At 45.6% G+C, this 14077-nt stretch carries 18 protein-coding genes; 9 read left to right on the top strand and 9 right to left on the bottom strand.

All coding sequences use genetic code 11. The features are described from left to right. Positions 1 to 37: 37 nt before the first annotated feature. Together C237_RS0110805 and C237_RS0110800 are read left to right on the top strand one after the other, a co-directional pair. A complete protein-coding gene (locus C237_RS0110805) occupies positions 38 to 394 on the top strand; it encodes a hypothetical protein (RefSeq protein ID WP_018676482.1) in 357 nt (118 codons plus the stop codon). A gap of 80 nt (positions 395 to 474) precedes the next feature. Beyond that, positions 475 to 672, top strand: coding sequence for a hypothetical protein (locus C237_RS0110800; protein WP_018676481.1), 198 nt, complete (start codon positions 475 to 477; stop codon positions 670 to 672). A 1-nt stretch (position 673) separates the two neighbouring features. On the opposite strand, the gene C237_RS0110795 is transcribed toward C237_RS0110800, so the two are convergent. The 5 genes from C237_RS0110795 to C237_RS0110775 are packed head-to-tail and all read right to left on the bottom strand — an operon-like array spanning position 674 to position 4160. Beyond that, complete coding sequence (locus C237_RS0110795; RefSeq protein WP_018676480.1) at positions 674 to 1285, bottom strand: YigZ family protein; 612 nt, start codon at positions 1283 to 1285, stop codon at positions 674 to 676. Positions 1286 to 1290: 5 nt separating this feature from the next. Next, on the bottom strand, positions 1291 to 2316 hold the full coding sequence (gene ribD, locus C237_RS0110790; protein ID WP_018676479.1) for a bifunctional diaminohydroxyphosphoribosylaminopyrimidine deaminase/5-amino-6-(5-phosphoribosylamino)uracil reductase RibD: 1026 nt from the start codon (positions 2314 to 2316) through the stop codon (positions 1291 to 1293). Positions 2317 to 2344: 28 nt separating this feature from the next. Continuing rightward, positions 2345 to 3139 (bottom strand): TPM domain-containing protein, encoded by a 795-nt coding sequence (locus C237_RS0110785; protein WP_018676478.1) that lies wholly within the window; start codon positions 3137 to 3139, stop codon positions 2345 to 2347. Further along, a complete protein-coding gene (locus tag C237_RS0110780; RefSeq protein ID WP_018676477.1) occupies positions 3120 to 3551 on the bottom strand; it encodes a TPM domain-containing protein in 432 nt (143 codons plus the stop codon). The genes C237_RS0110785 and C237_RS0110780 overlap by 20 nt, the downstream gene beginning before the upstream one ends. Beyond that, complete coding sequence (locus tag C237_RS0110775) at positions 3552 to 4160, bottom strand: LemA family protein (RefSeq protein ID WP_018676476.1); 609 nt, start codon at positions 4158 to 4160, stop codon at positions 3552 to 3554. 72 nt (positions 4161 to 4232) lie between these two features. Between C237_RS0110775 and C237_RS0110770 the strand changes: the two genes are divergently transcribed. Further along, positions 4233 to 4727, top strand: coding sequence for a dihydrofolate reductase (locus C237_RS0110770; RefSeq protein WP_026315644.1), 495 nt, complete (start codon positions 4233 to 4235; stop codon positions 4725 to 4727). A 30-nt stretch (positions 4728 to 4757) separates the two neighbouring features. Here C237_RS0110770 and C237_RS0110765 read toward each other — a convergent pair whose 3' ends face one another. Together C237_RS0110765 and C237_RS0110760 are read right to left on the bottom strand one after the other, a co-directional pair. Then, a complete protein-coding gene (locus C237_RS0110765) occupies positions 4758 to 5687 on the bottom strand; it encodes a geranylgeranylglycerol-phosphate geranylgeranyltransferase (protein ID WP_018676474.1) in 930 nt (309 codons plus the stop codon). Between the two features lie 10 nt (positions 5688 to 5697). Beyond that, positions 5698 to 6624 carry a mevalonate kinase family protein gene (locus C237_RS0110760; RefSeq protein WP_018676473.1) on the bottom strand — a complete coding sequence of 309 codons (927 nt, stop codon included), beginning with the start codon at positions 6622 to 6624 and terminating at the stop codon, positions 5698 to 5700. Positions 6625 to 6974: 350 nt separating this feature from the next. Between C237_RS0110760 and C237_RS14395 the strand changes: the two genes are divergently transcribed. Next, the gene (locus C237_RS14395) at positions 6975 to 8210 is read left to right on the top strand and encodes a site-specific integrase (protein WP_004291422.1); all 1236 of its coding nucleotides are present in this window, start codon (positions 6975 to 6977) and stop codon (positions 8208 to 8210) included. Between the two features lie 11 nt (positions 8211 to 8221). Further along, positions 8222 to 8584 (top strand): hypothetical protein, encoded by a 363-nt coding sequence (locus C237_RS0110745; protein ID WP_004291423.1) that lies wholly within the window; start codon positions 8222 to 8224, stop codon positions 8582 to 8584. 77 nt (positions 8585 to 8661) lie between these two features. Here C237_RS0110745 and C237_RS13405 read toward each other — a convergent pair whose 3' ends face one another. Together C237_RS13405 and C237_RS0110735 are read right to left on the bottom strand one after the other, a co-directional pair. Further along, positions 8662 to 8967, bottom strand: coding sequence for a helix-turn-helix domain-containing protein (locus tag C237_RS13405; RefSeq protein ID WP_004291424.1), 306 nt, complete (start codon positions 8965 to 8967; stop codon positions 8662 to 8664). A 31-nt stretch (positions 8968 to 8998) separates the two neighbouring features. Then, positions 8999 to 9292, bottom strand: a complete 294-nt coding sequence (locus C237_RS0110735; protein ID WP_004304263.1) for a helix-turn-helix domain-containing protein — start codon at positions 9290 to 9292, stop codon at positions 8999 to 9001. Between the two features lie 207 nt (positions 9293 to 9499). Here C237_RS0110735 and C237_RS14385 point away from each other — a divergent pair, with 207 nt between their 5' ends. Genes C237_RS14385 through C237_RS0110715 form a run of 4 tightly spaced genes read left to right on the top strand, consistent with a single transcriptional unit; the run spans position 9500 to position 13956 of the window. Then, positions 9500 to 9862 (top strand): helix-turn-helix domain-containing protein, encoded by a 363-nt coding sequence (locus C237_RS14385; protein WP_004304264.1) that lies wholly within the window; start codon positions 9500 to 9502, stop codon positions 9860 to 9862. A 3-nt stretch (positions 9863 to 9865) separates the two neighbouring features. Continuing rightward, complete coding sequence (locus C237_RS14380) at positions 9866 to 10216, top strand: helix-turn-helix domain-containing protein (RefSeq protein WP_004291454.1); 351 nt, start codon at positions 9866 to 9868, stop codon at positions 10214 to 10216. A 20-nt stretch (positions 10217 to 10236) separates the two neighbouring features. After that, a complete protein-coding gene (locus C237_RS0110720; protein WP_004291455.1) occupies positions 10237 to 11808 on the top strand; it encodes a DUF3945 domain-containing protein in 1572 nt (523 codons plus the stop codon). A 60-nt stretch (positions 11809 to 11868) separates the two neighbouring features. After that, positions 11869 to 13956 (top strand): type IA DNA topoisomerase, encoded by a 2088-nt coding sequence (locus C237_RS0110715; RefSeq protein ID WP_018676469.1) that lies wholly within the window; start codon positions 11869 to 11871, stop codon positions 13954 to 13956. Positions 13957 to 14077 lie beyond the last annotated feature (121 nt).

Raw genomic sequence — 14077 nt, 5'->3', positions numbered from 1 at the left:
TGATTTTTGTATTCAAAATCAGTATAAATCACTAATAATGAGTAAAAAACGATGTTTAGAATGTGGTGGAGAATTTGTAGGTCGAGTAGATAAAAAATTCTGCTCGGATAGTTGTCGTAATAGTTATAACAATCAAAGGAATAAAGACCAAAATAATTTGATGCGTAATATCAATAACCAATTGCGTAAAAATTATAGAATTCTATCGGGGTTTAATACGACGGGAAAAACAAAAATTCCAAAAACTAAATTATTGGAAAAAGGATTTGTATTTTCATTATTCACTTCCATTATAGAAACCCAATCGGGAGGGACATATTATTTTGTTTACGACCAAGGTTATCTTTATATAGATGATGAATGGATGTTATTAGTAAAGAAAAAAGGGGAGTAGAGAATATTTTTAATTTTTCAATTAAAAAAGGGTTATAAATTTTTTACAAAAGCGTAGCATTTGATTGTTGAGTATGCCCTATGGATTTTTTTCATAAAGATCAATCTAATGTTTTGGATGCTGCTAAAATTAAATTGAGTTTTTCAAATCTTGCCAATACCGTTCAATATAGCACTTACGAGTTAGAAGGGAATGTAGATGAAACTCGAAAAGATATCAAACACGCGATTGTTTTAATATTAAATAGCGTAGGTGAGCACCTCCAAGGTTTTAATTAAACTAATCTTCCCGAATATTTGTCTCTATCTGATGGTGTTCCAAAAATTGTTCTAAGATTTGCTCTTTTTGAGAGGTTTTAATCTGGGCGATGATTTGGCAGTTTTCGTTTGCATCAAAATTAATAATTTGTGTATCAAAACGGTTAAGGATAGTAAAGGCGACATTCTGCAAGTTAAAAGGAAAGGTCAACTCTAAAGTGCTTTCTAATTCTTTGGTAACCACCTTTGCTTTTTCCAAAGTCAGTTTCGCTGATTCTTTATAAGTTTTTACCAAGCCCCCAACGCCTAGTTTAGTACCGCCGTAATAACGCACCACCACCACTAAAATATTGGTTAAATCGCTAGACAATATTTGATTGTATATAGGCAATCCAGCACTGCCAGAAGGCTCACCATCGTCATTGGCTCTGTAATCTTCGCCTTCTAAGCCCAGTCGGTAGGCATAGCAATGGTGGGTTGCTTTTGGGTGATCTGTTTTGATGCTTTCTAGCGCTTGTTTTATCTCTTCTTCGTTTTTTACGGGATAGGCATAGCCCAAAAACTTACTGCCTTTTTCTTTTAAAATAGTTTCTACTACAGGTTGCTTTATGGTGTTATAACTATAGTTTTCCATAGAAATTAGAACTTATGGCGTTGGAAATATCTTAAATGGTTGTCTCGTATTTTAGTTTCATAGTTGGCTATCTCATTAAACTCTGGTGCTGGGGTTCCGTGTTTTAAGTATAAATCAGAATGTTCAATAATTAACGCTTCGTCCCAAAGGTTCTGATGAATCAATTGTTGCAGTGTATACCTGCCACCTTCTACCAATACGGATTGAATTTGCATATCATAAAGCCGTTGTAGCATATTATTTAACACATCATCTGGATTGATTTTCACCCATTTTAAATGGGCTTGTTCTTCTTCTTTGTATCGGTTGAAAATGATGGTTGGAGCTTCAGAATTAAATAATTGATAATGCTGTGGTACTTTTAAATCTAAATCTATTAATAGTCGGATAGGGTTGTTCCCTGCATAGTGTCTGGCTGTGAGGCTAGGGTTATCGTGGATTGCCGTAGTGGTACCCACCAAAATAGATTGCTCTTCACCACGCATTTTATGCACCAATTGAGAGACTAAAGGGTTTGAAATTTGAGTCGGTTTGAAATCTAAGTCGATAAAGCCATCTTTGGATTGTGCCCATTTCAAAGTGATAAAAGGTCTTTTCTGTTCGTGATAAGTTAGGAATCTTTTGTTTAAAGCTCTACATTCTTGCTCTAAAACTCCAGAAACTACCTCAATGTCTGCGGCTTCTATCATGGCTTTTCCCTTACCACTTACTTTTTCGTTAGAATCCATCGCACCAATGACTACTTTTTTAAAGCCAATATCAGCAATGGCTTTAGCACAAGGCGGCGTTTTACCATAATGAGCACAAGGCTCTAAAGACACATATATGGTAGAGTCTTTTAATAAAGATTTATCTTGAACGGAATTAATGGCATTGATTTCCGCATGTGGTTGTCCCGCTTTATGATGATAGCCTTCACCAATAATTTGATTTTGATACACAATCACTGCCCCCACCATAGGATTGGGGTAGGTGTTACCTTTAGCCTTTTGAGCCAATTCTATACAGCGTTGGATATAAATGTTGTGCATCAAAAAATGTTATGGATAAAATTAAGGTCTACCAGCCACCGCTAGCACCACCGCCACCAAATGAGCCACCACCACCGAAGCCACCAAAGCCTCCGCCAGAACTGCCACCACCGAATGAACCGCCACCGCCGAAACCACCTGGGAATGGGAAAAAACCACCAGAATACCTACGGCGTCCTCTTCTCGAAATAATGACATCATCGTCATCATAGCGTCCACCGCCGTTGTTACCATTGCTCAACATCATTAAAATAAAAATAACAATGATAAAAATAATAATATATTTGGTGATGCCATCTTCTGATTGAGGTTCCTTTTTTATAGGTTTGAATTTCCCTTGTACGGCCTCCATTATGGCAGTCGTACCATAATTGATACCCTCATACCATTCACCGTTTTTAAATCTTGGGGTAACCAGATAATCCAGAATTTGCCCTGCCGTAGAGGCGGTTAAATATTGTTCCACCGCACGCCCTTGTTGGATAGACATTTTTCGGTCTTCGGTAGCGATAAGAAAAACCACTCCATTATCCACCTTTTTCTGACCAATTTTCCATTGTTGCCCGAATTGAGTCGCCAGGAAATTGATGTCTTCACCCTTGGTGGAAGGAATGATGATGACTTCTATTTCCGTAGAAGTAGAATCCGCAAAGGCAATGAGTTTTTGGTTCAGTTGCTCTTTTTCACTCGAGGTGAGCAATCCTACCTCATCATAAACGGGGTAGAGAATTGCAGGCTTTTCGGGAATGGTATATTGCCCAAAAAGTTGCTGCCCAAAAGCTAAGAGCAGTATGAAAAAAAGTCTAAGAGAAGGTAATCTCATCAGGTAATTCGTTTGGATTATCCCCACTAATAGGGAAGTGTTTTTTTAGTTCTTTGCCCGTTTCTAAAATGGCATTTCGCAGGCCTCCAAAATATTGTTCTTGCTTAAATGCCGCTGTGGTTTTATCGTGTAGTGTATCCCAGAACGATTGCTTCACTTTTTTGTGAATACCTTCGTCGCCGACTATGGTGAGGTAGCGTTGTTCAAAATTAACATGAAAGAGCACGCCATTTCGTTCTGACGTTTGGTTCATTTCTAAAACCTTAAAGACTTCAAATGCTTTTTTTGCATTTTGAGTTTCAGTATTGGCATCTATATGCACTCTAATCTCGCCAGTAGACTGATGTTCTGCCACACGAATAACTTCCACTAGGGAAGCTATGTCTTGTTCTGTAAGAAATTGGCTTTTCATTTATTTAAAAACTTCAGGCGCTTTTTGTGCACCAGCATCTGCTTTAAAGTATGGTTTCTCTTTAAAATTAGTAAAGTTCGCTAAGATATTGTTCGGGAATCTTTTAATTGTGCTATTATACTCTTTAGCCGCATCGTTATAGTAAACAGTTTCTGTTCTGATGCTATTTTCAATAGCCGTATATTCTCTTTGGAAATTGATGTATTGCTGGTCTGCTTTTAAATTTGGATATTGCTCCACTACCGCCATCAATCGACTTAAAGCACCGCTTAATTCCCCTTGAGTCGCTTGAAATTTTGCCATATCTGCTTCGGTCATATTGGTTGGGTCAATGTTTACTGAAGTGGCTTTAGAGCGAGCTTCAATAACATTAGTTAATGTTTCTTGCTCAAATTGTGAATATGATTTCACTGCGCGTTCTAGATTAGGAATCAAATTCGCTCTTTTTTGGTATACGGTTTCTACATTAGACCATTTAGAATTAACTTCCTGTTCTTGGTTTACAAAATTATTGTATCCATTTTTTCCCCAGAAGAATAGTCCTACGGCTACAACACCTAAAACGATTAAAATAGTACCGATGCTTAAGCACCCTTTGTTATTATCCATAATTAATTATTTTTATATTTCAGGCGTAAATATACAAATTATGTGCTACATTTGCATTAAACCAAAAAATATATGATGACGATTATCGTAGCTATGGGGGAAAATAATGCAATTGGCGCTGATAACCAATTGCTTTGGCATCTTCCTAATGATTTAAAGCATTTTAAAAATTTAACTTCTGGACATCCTATCGTGATGGGAAGAAAAACCTACGAAAGCATTGGAAAACCTTTGCCTAACCGTACTAATATTGTGGTGAGCCAAAAAAAAGACTGGTTTGAAGAAGGCATTTTAATTGTGGGGAGTCTAAAAGAAGCCCTTAAGTTTGCTAAAAAAATAGACGAGGACTTTTTCGTTATCGGTGGGGGAAGTATCTACAAACAAACGATAGACTTAGCAGATAAACTGGAAGTAACTTTAGTTAATGCCACACTAAACGGCGATACCTTTTTTCCAGAAATTAACCCTAAAGAATGGAAAAAAGTAGACGAAGAACATCATACAAAAGATGATAAACACGCCTACGATTTTAAATTCCAAACCTACGAAAGAATATATAGGTCATAAGTGAAGGATTAAAAGTTGATAATCATTAGTTTAAAACTTCTCGTAGACACCATTAAATAGCATAACAATAACGCCTATAAAAATCCAAATTCTAAGAATATTTATGATATGGGTAATGCTGATTTTTCGGTAAGAGGAAAGAAAACTTAAACAAAAGCCTAATATTACAATAGAGCCACCAAAATAATAACCGAGAAATCCAATGGTTTTATAATTCTGTATAATGACTAGTGCTGAGAGCATATTAGCGATTAAAAGCCCATATAAAATACGGCGGGTGTTTCGGTAGCCTAATACAATAGGAATAGTATGGTAATCAAACAATCTATCAGCATTTCGGGTAATGTAATCTTTTAAAATATCAATGATAAGCAGCATTAAAAATAGAAATATTGCCATCCAAAACAGCTGCCAAGAAAAATGCTGGTAATAGACGAGCAGTCCAAAAAATGGATAGAGCGATAGACTCACAAATACCAAATTATTGACTAAAAGCATTCGACTGAGTTTATGGCTATAAAACCAAATAAAAAATTGATAAATTAAGAAAAATACAAATATCCTTGGCGATAGCATAAAAGCCATACCTAGAGATAAGGTATTGAGAATAATATAAGAATATAAGATGTATTTTTGCTTGGTAAACGATTGTAAGTAAGAGCGGAAAGGGCGTATCAATTGGTCGCGTTCCCTATCGTAAAATTGGTTAATTAGTCCACCTGCGGCAATGGATAATATAGAGCAAAGAATAATCCCATGTACCTTATAATCAAATACAAATTTGCGTAAACTCTCTTCTTGGTTAAATAAGAAAAAAGTGGATACATAAAGTGTTAATGTATAGAATACTAAAGGAAATATTTTGGCGCCTAGCATTAGGCTCATGAGTTGAGATAGCCTATACAGCCTTGGACTTTCAGTAATTTTTTTTGAAAAATAAAATCGTTTAGATTTATTCATAAGCCCGCTATTAGAAACGGTAAATCACTTCTTTTTTAAACCCTTTCAGCATTTCTTCTGCTTTGTCGTAATCTTGTGTGAAGCCTAAAATATAGCCACCGCCACCGCTGCCGCAAAGTTTTAGGTAATAAGAATTGGTGTCTAATCCTTTTTTCCAAATATTAAAAATACTTTCTGGAATCATCGGACGGAAATGTTCGTATGCCCAGAGTGAAAGTTTTTTCAAATTTTTAAAGAACGGATTCATATCTTTTTTTAAGAACGCCTCAATGCACGCATTATTGTATCGGATAAATTCTTCTTTTAGCGTTTTTCTAAAGCCTTCATTTTTCAATTTCTCAAAAAAGATTTGAACCATAGGTCCTGTTTCGCCCACCATGCCAGAGTCGATTAAGAAAATGGCACCCTTCCCTTGTGCTTCTTCGGGGAGTGCTACTTTGTCTACATTTTCTTTATTTTCAATGAGGATAGGCAGGTTCATATAGCAAATTAAAGGGTCTATCCCAGAACTTTTGCCATGGAAATAACTCTCTAAAGTACCAAATACTTGTTTAAGACTTTTTAGTTCGTCTTTACTAATGTGATCAGGATGATATTTAGTCTGGGAATAGCGCTCAAAAATCGCAGCAACCAATGCCCCCGAACTGCCTACACCATAGCCTTGTGGAATATTAGAATCGAAAAATAAGCCTTGTTTAATGTCCGCTCTAAGTGCAGCAGTATCTATTTTAAAGGCTTGTGGTAAGTTCAAGCTTTCTAAATAATCAGCGTACTTCAATAGTGAAGCATTAGATTGTTGTTCAAACTCTGTGAATAAATCAGAAAATTTTAAAGTACCTTTATAAAAACTATAAGGCACCGTAAGCCCTTGAGAATTTTCTATGATACCATACTCCCCAAAGAGTAAAATTTTTGCATAAAATAAAGGATTGGACATTAATTTTTTGTTTTTGGTAGTGCAAAGTTACTACAAAAAAGTGAAATGCGGAAAGATATAGTGATAGAATTGAGTTACAAGGGTTTTGGTTGAAGTGGCGATAATCCGTGAAGCCATTACAATCCCTGCCGAAGCCAAATCCTGACGCCGCTACGTTACTTGTTCGTAACCATGCCCGAAAATGCGACAAACGGGTACGAATAGCGAAACAAGGCTCTAAGGAATAGTGAGTTATCCATAACTCATGCGAAAAATCAGGTTACGGAAAAAGATTGCGCCGTTCCTCCCCGTTTTGCGTACCAACACCGGACTCTTCACCAACTAATTTTGAAACCCAAAAATTAAGGACAATGAAGAGTACATTTTCAGTAATCTACTACCTCAAGCGTCAGGTAGTGAAAAAGGACGGGACAGTTCCCGTCATGGGACGCATCACGGTGGACGGCAGCCAGACACAGTTCAGCTGCAAACTGACTGTCGATCCGAAACTGTGGGACACCAAAGGTGGACGTGTCACGGGCAGAAGCACGGCGGCACTCGAAACGAACCGTATGCTTGACAAGATGCGGGTACGCATCAACAGGCATTATCAGGAAATCATGGAGCGTGACAACTTCGTCACGGCGGAGAAGGTGAAGAACGCCTTTCTCGGACTGGAACACCGCTACCACACGCTGATGCAGGTGTTCCGCCAGCACAACGAGGACTACGAGAAGCAGGTGGAGGCAGGCATGAAAGCCAAAGGCACGCTGCTGAAGTACCGCACCGTTTACAAGCACATGCAAGAGTTCCTCGACATCCGCTACCATGTGAAGGACATCGCCCTAAAAGAGCTTACCCCGGCTTTCATCTCCGACTTCGAGATGTTCCTGCGCACGGACAAGCACTGCTGCACCAATACCGTGTGGCTGTACGTCTGCCCGTTACGGACGATGGTATTCATCGCCATCAACAACGAGTGGCTGACGCGCGACCCGTTCCGCGAGTATGAAATCAAGAAGGAGGAAACAACACGCAGTTTCCTGACCAAAGATGAGATCCGCCTGCTGATGGAGGGGAAACTGAAAAACGCCAAACAGGAATTGTACCGCGACCTCTACCTGTTCTGCGCCTTCACGGGGCTGTCGTTCGCGGATATGCGCAACCTTACGGAAGAGAATATCCGCACCTACTTCGACGAACACGAGTGGATAAACATCAACCGCCAGAAAACGGGCGTGGTGTCCAACATCCGCCTGCTCGACATCGCCAACCGCATAATCGGCAAATACCGGGGACTGTGCGGGGACGGCAGGATATTTCCCGTTCCGCATTATAACACGTGCCTTGCCGGTATCCGTGCCGTCGCCAAGCGTTGCGGCATCACCAAGCATATCACGTGGCATCAGAGCCGCCACACGGCAGCCACGACGATATTCCTCTCCAACGGTGTTCCCATCGAAACGGTCAGCTCCATGCTCGGACACAAGAGCATAAAGACGACGCAGATTTACGCAAAGATAACCAAAGAGAAGCTCAATCAGGACATGGAGAACCTTGCCGCAAGATTGAACGGCGTCGAGGAATTTGCAGGTTGCACCATCTAAAAAGAAAAGCCATGAAACGTGACACAATCATCATCGAGGACAAGGCAGTCAGCGTAACCGGTAACGACGTGTGGATGACCGCCACCGAAATAGCCGGATTGTTCCATACGACCGTCCCGGCAGTGAACGCCGCCATCAGAGCCGTCCGCAAGTCGGACGTGCTGAACGACTACGAGGTGTGCCGCTACATGCAGCTTGAAAACGGGCTGCACGCGGACGTGTACGCCCTTGAAATCATCATCCCGGTCGCTTTCAGGGTGAATACCTACAACACCCACCTGTTCCGCACATGGCTGGTGGGAAAGGCACTCTCACAAGAGAAACGGCAGACATACGTGATGTTCATACAGAACGGAAAAGCCGGGTATTGCTGATTGCACATACCCCATAAGACAAGTAAACGGGTAGCACCACAAAAGGTGTCACCCGTTTACTTTTTCATGAAACCGCCTCACTCCAGCGGCTTGCGGTAGTTCGCTTCCAGTACCCCGCGCAGCCCCGTTTCCGGGTAAAGCACCTTCCCTCCCAAAAGTATGAAGGGCAACACGCGGTTGTTGCGGTATTCCTGCAAGGTGCGCCGGCTCACACGGAGCAGTTCCGACACCTCGCCGTCCGTCAGGTAACGTTCCCCGTCCAGCGGAGGACGGTAGCTTTCCAGAAATGCGGACAGCCATTTCGAGCCTTTGCGCATATCCTGCACCACAGAGGCTATCGGCTCGTCTTCCATCGTAAAAACATCGTTGTTCTCGTTCATCATAACTTCGGATTCAGTGGGTGAATAAATCAAATCATCTGCCGTGCGGATAGAGCGTGCCGACAAGCGGTATCAGCCGCTTCACCTCCTCTGGCTTGTAATAGAACCTGCGGTTTATCTGCGAGTAGCCGATAAGCCGCCTGTCACGCAGCGTCTGCAACGTGCGCGGGCTTATTCTCAACTGCCCGCAGACCTCCTCGCCCGTGAGCCATCTTTCCATGCGCCCCGTGTCGCTTTTGCGCCTCAGGGCGGCGACCTTCTCCGAGAGTGCGCCGAATGCCGCCACCATCATCTCGAAAGTCTTTTTCTCGATAGATACTATTTCCATATTCATGTCATTTAGAGTTTGCCGCAAAGGTAACGAAACGGCATACAAGACGTATCGTTTTCCGCTGAAAGGCTGCCTGTTGCGCCGTTTGACCGGGTTACGGAGCCATCTTCCGCAAAAATCTTACGTGAGTCACGTAGTGAGTTGTTAAAGCCCCTTTTGTTTATTGCCGAATTTTGTCGCAGAAACAAAAAGAAAGGACTGAACATGAAAGTGATAACAATGGAAAGTTCCGCCTACAAGGAGATGATGGCGCAGATTGCGAACATCGCAGGGTACATCCGCGAGGCAAGGGACGAGAAGAAACGGAAGCGGGAAACCGAAGACAAGCTGCTTGACACGGCACAGGCGGCGAAGATGCTCAACGTGAGCAAGCGCACCATGCAGCGTATGCGCACCGACCACCGTATCGAGTATGTGGTGGTACGCGGAAGCTGCCGCTACCGCCTTTCCGAGATACTGCGGCTATTGGAGGACAACACAGTAAGGAACGAGGAAGGGACAATAGACACCCTGTTCCACAACCACACGCTGCGCACGGGCGGCAAACCAAAAGGAAGGAGGACATAGGTCATGGAACTGCTCACACGAAACAACTTCGAGGGCTGGATGCAGAAGCTGATGGAACGGCTCGACCGTCAGGACGAACTGCTGCTGGCGATGAAGGCTGAGGGGAAACAGCCCACTATCACGGAAAGCATCCGCCTTTTCGACAATCAGGATTTGTGCATGTTGCTCCAGATAAGCAAACGCACCCTCCAACGCTACCGCAGCGTAGGCGCATTGCCCTACAAGACGCTGGGCAAGAAGACCTATTACAGCGAGGAGGACGTGCTGACATTCCTTTCCAACCATATCAAGGACTTCAAAAAGGAAGATATAGCCTTCTACAAGGCTCGTATCCATAATTTCTTTCATAAATAACCCATTAAAACATTTTTCAGATGGCAAAGAAAAAAGACGAAAAGGACGTGCTGGTAGTCCGTGACGAGAAGACAGGCGAGATCAGCGTGGTAGCCGGGCTGAACGCGGACGGCACACCCAAGCGCACCCCCGCAAAAGCGGAGAACGCGCAGAGTTTCCTGCAATTCGACCGACATGGCGACGTGCTGGACAACTTCTTCAAGAACTTCTTCCGGCAGTGCAAGGAACCCAGCCGCTTCGGTTTCTACCGCATTGCGGCAGACCAAGCTGAAAATCTCTTAGAGGTGATGAAGCAACTGCTGAAAGACCCCGAAGCGAACAAGGAGCTGCTCGCCCCTCACAAGGTGGACACCTCCGACTATGAGAAGAAGGTGCAGGAAGAGATGGCAGCACAACAGACAGAGAAACAAGAACCTCAAAAACAGGAGAACATGGAACAACGGAAAGAACAGCAACAGGACAAATCCGAACAGATGCAGGGCAAACGTGGCTACCAGCCCATCGACGAGAGTAAAATCAACTGGCAGGAGCTGGAGGACAGATGGGGCGTAAAGCGGGACAACCTTGAAAAGTCCGGCGACCTTACGAAGATGCTCAACTATGGCAAGTCCGACTTGGTAAAGGTCAAACCGACCTTCGGCGGCGAATCATTCGAGCTGGACGCCCGCCTCTCCTTCAAGAAGGACGGTGAGGGAAACATCAGCCTCGTGCCGCACTTCATCCGCAAGGAGCAGAAGCTGGATGAGTACAAGGAACACAAATTCTCCGACAATGACCGGAAGAACCTCCGCGAAACGGGCAATCTCGGTAGGGTCGTGGACATTGTGGACAGGGAAACGGGCGAGATCATCCCCTCCTACATCAGCATCGACCGCAAGACGAATGAAATCACGGACATTCCGGCAAGCAGGGTGCGCATCCCGGAGCGCATCGGCAAGACGGAAATCACCACGCAGGAGCGGGACATGCTCCGCGCCGGACTGCCCGTACGCGACAAGCTCATCGAGCGCAACGACGGCAGAAAGTTCGTCACCACCCTGCAAGTGAACGTGGAGCAGCGCGGCGTGGAGTTCGTGCCGGGAACCGGCAAGTCGCCCCGTACCGCACAGACACAGGAAACCAAAGGCGACACATCGAAAAGTCAGGCGCAGGGCGGGGAAAATGCCGCACAGACCAAGAAGGAGCAACGCCGCAACACGTGGACGAACGAGGACGGCAGCATCCGCCCCATCAGCAAATGGAGCGGCGTGAGCTTCACCGACCAGCAGAAAGCCGACTATGTGGCGGGTAAAGCCGTGAAGCTGGAGAACGTGACCGACAAGCAGGGCTTCCATGCCACGATGTATATCAAGTTCAACCCGGAGAAGGGACGCCCGTACCGCTACGACACGAACCCTGACAATGCACAGCAGGTTGCTCCGTCCAACGAGAGCCGCACGCAGGTGGCGGTGAACAACGATGGCAAGACCAACGAGGCTACAAAGAATCTGAGAGAGCCGTTGCAGAAAGGTCAGACCAACCCGAAGGACGCCCGCCAGCAACAGCAGCAGGAGAAGCCGCAGAAGAAAACGGGCAAGGGCATGAAAATGTAATCCCGTGTCCGCCACTGAATCCAAAATAAAATCCAAAGTATCAACAAAAAAGAAGAAGACATGAAGACAATCATTGCAGAAAAGCCCTCCGTGGCACGTGAAATCGCCCGCATCGTGGGCGCGACAAAGAGAGAGGAAGGATATTTCGAGGGAGGCGGTTATGCCGTGACATGGGCATTCGGACACCTCGTTCAGCTTGCCATGCCCGACGGCTACGGCGTGCGCGGATTTGTCCGTGACAACCTCCCGATTATTCCCGACACATTCACGCTCGTCCCCCGTCAGGTCAGGACGGAGAAAGGTTACAAGCCCGACAGCGGCGTGGTGTCGCAGATAAAAGTCATCAAAAGACTGTTCGACACAAGCGAACATATCATCGTGGCGACCGATGCCGGACGCGAGGGAGAGCTTATCTTCCGCTACCTCTACCACTATACGGGTTGCACCACTCCTTTCGTGCGCCTGTGGATCAGCTCTCTCACCGACAAAGCTATCCGCGAGGGACTGCGGAAACTCGAAGACGGCAGCAAATACGACAACCTCTACCTCGCCGCCAAAGCGCGGAGCGAATCCGACTGGCTCGTGGGCATCAACGGCACACAGGCGTTATCCATCGCCGCCGGACACGGCACGTATTCCGTGGGGCGGGTGCAGACACCAACGTTGGCTATGGTATGTGAACGCTACTGGGAGAACCGCCGCTTTACGTCCGAAGCATTCTGGCAGCTCCATATCGCAACGGACGGTTGCGACGGCGAAGTCGTGAAATTCTCATCCTCCGAGAAATGGAAAGAGAAAGAACCGGCGATGGAACTATATAATAAGGTAAAGGCGGCAGGTTGCGCCACTGTCACGAAAGCCGAGCGCAAGGAGAAGACGGAGGAAACTCCCTTGCTCTACGACCTGACCACGCTCCAGAAAGAAGCCAACGCCAAGCACGGCTTCACGGCGGAACAGACGCTTGAAATCGCGCAGAAACTCTACGAAAAGAAGTTGATAACCTATCCGAGAACGGGAAGCCGCTACATCCCCGAAGACGTGTTTGCCGAAATTCCCAAACTGCTCGCTTTCATCGGCACACAGCCCGAATGGAAAGACAAGGTGCGGGCAAAAGCCGCCCCGACACGCCGCAGCGTGGACGACGGCAAGGTGACAGACCACCATGCCCTGCTCGTCACGGGTGAGAAACCGCTCTTCCTCTCCAAAGAGGACAATACCATCTATCAGATGATTGCCGGGCGCATGGTCGAGGCATTCTCTGAGAAATGCGTCAAGGATGTGATCACTGTCACGGCGGAATGTGCCGGAGTGGAGTTTACCGTAAAAGGCAGCGTCGTGAAGCAAACCGGATGGCGTGCCGTCTATGGCGAGGAAAAAGAGGAAATTACCATCCCCGGCTGGCAGGAAGGCGACACGCTGACACCGAAAGGCTCGTCCATTACCGAAGGAAAGACCAAACCCAAGCCGCTGCATACCGAAGCCACCCTGCTCTCGGCAATGGAAACGGCGGGCAAGGAAATTGAGGACGACGCACTGCGGCAGGCGATGAAGGACTGTGGCATCGGTACTCCCGCCACACGCGCCTCCATCATCGAAACGCTTTTCAAGCGCGGTTACATGGAACGCTGCAAGAAGTCGCTTGTTCCCACCGAAAAAGGACTTGCCCTCAATTCCGTCGTCAAGACGATGCGCATCGCCGATGTTGCCATGACGGGCGAATGGGAAAAGGAGCTGGCGCGTATCGAGCGCGGGGAACTGTCCGACGACACCTTCCGCAAGGAGATAGAGGCGTACACACGTGAGATAACCTCCGAACTGATCTCGTGCGACAAGCTCTTCGGCAGCCGTGACTCCGGCTGCGCGTGTCCCAAGTGTGGCACGGGCAGGATGCGGTTCTACGGCAAGGTGGTACGCTGCGACAACACGGAGTGCGGACTGCCCGTGTTCCGGCTGAAAGCGGGACGCACCCTGTCCGACGATGAAATCAAAGACCTGCTCACCGAAGGGCATACCAAGCTGCTCAAAGGGTTCAAGAGCAAACAGGGCAAGAGTTTCGATGCTGTTGTCGCCTTTGACGGGGAATATAACACGACTTTTGTGTTCCCGGAGGCTAAAAAGGACAAGAAATTTTCAGGACGGAAGAAATAGTATTAACTTTGCCACTTGTTCAGAGTAATGAATTGTTCTTCGATACCGGATTACACTCATACTTTGGATTTAGTGGTGGCACTCGGAGGGATACCGAGTGCCTTTTTCTTCCTTTTTCCAA

This window comes from Riemerella columbina DSM 16469, from assembly GCF_000374405.1.
Taxonomy (GTDB): Bacteria; Bacteroidota; Bacteroidia; order Flavobacteriales; family Weeksellaceae; genus Riemerella; species Riemerella columbina.
This window is presented reverse-complemented; position numbering and strand designations above follow the sequence as displayed.

Excerpts from the sequence above, each read along its gene's own strand:
- C237_RS0110795 (WP_018676480.1), bottom strand. The coding sequence starts at position 1,285 with ATGGAAAACTATAGTTATAACACCATAAAGCAACCTGTAGTAGAAACT.
- C237_RS14395 (WP_004291422.1), top strand. The coding sequence starts at position 6,975 with ATGAAGAGTACATTTTCAGTAATCTACTACCTCAAGCGTCAGGTAGTG.
- C237_RS0110760 (WP_018676473.1), bottom strand. The coding sequence starts at position 6,624 with ATGTCCAATCCTTTATTTTATGCAAAAATTTTACTCTTTGGGGAGTAT.
- C237_RS0110805 (WP_018676482.1), top strand. The coding sequence starts at position 38 with ATGAGTAAAAAACGATGTTTAGAATGTGGTGGAGAATTTGTAGGTCGA.
- C237_RS0110775 (WP_018676476.1), bottom strand. The coding sequence starts at position 4,160 with ATGGATAATAACAAAGGGTGCTTAAGCATCGGTACTATTTTAATCGTT.
- C237_RS0110745 (WP_004291423.1), top strand. The coding sequence starts at position 8,222 with ATGAAACGTGACACAATCATCATCGAGGACAAGGCAGTCAGCGTAACC.
- C237_RS13405 (WP_004291424.1), bottom strand. The coding sequence starts at position 8,967 with ATGATGAACGAGAACAACGATGTTTTTACGATGGAAGACGAGCCGATA.
- C237_RS14380 (WP_004291454.1), top strand. The coding sequence starts at position 9,866 with ATGGAACTGCTCACACGAAACAACTTCGAGGGCTGGATGCAGAAGCTG.
- C237_RS0110715 (WP_018676469.1), top strand. The coding sequence starts at position 11,869 with ATGAAGACAATCATTGCAGAAAAGCCCTCCGTGGCACGTGAAATCGCC.
- C237_RS0110735 (WP_004304263.1), bottom strand. The coding sequence starts at position 9,292 with ATGGAAATAGTATCTATCGAGAAAAAGACTTTCGAGATGATGGTGGCG.
- ribD (WP_018676479.1), bottom strand. The coding sequence starts at position 2,316 with ATGCACAACATTTATATCCAACGCTGTATAGAATTGGCTCAAAAGGCT.
- C237_RS0110770 (WP_026315644.1), top strand. The coding sequence starts at position 4,233 with ATGATGACGATTATCGTAGCTATGGGGGAAAATAATGCAATTGGCGCT.
- C237_RS0110800 (WP_018676481.1), top strand. The coding sequence starts at position 475 with ATGGATTTTTTTCATAAAGATCAATCTAATGTTTTGGATGCTGCTAAA.
- C237_RS0110720 (WP_004291455.1), top strand. The coding sequence starts at position 10,237 with ATGGCAAAGAAAAAAGACGAAAAGGACGTGCTGGTAGTCCGTGACGAG.
- C237_RS0110785 (WP_018676478.1), bottom strand. The coding sequence starts at position 3,139 with ATGAGATTACCTTCTCTTAGACTTTTTTTCATACTGCTCTTAGCTTTT.
- C237_RS0110780 (WP_018676477.1), bottom strand. The coding sequence starts at position 3,551 with ATGAAAAGCCAATTTCTTACAGAACAAGACATAGCTTCCCTAGTGGAA.
- C237_RS0110765 (WP_018676474.1), bottom strand. The coding sequence starts at position 5,687 with ATGAATAAATCTAAACGATTTTATTTTTCAAAAAAAATTACTGAAAGT.
- C237_RS14385 (WP_004304264.1), top strand. The coding sequence starts at position 9,500 with ATGAAAGTGATAACAATGGAAAGTTCCGCCTACAAGGAGATGATGGCG.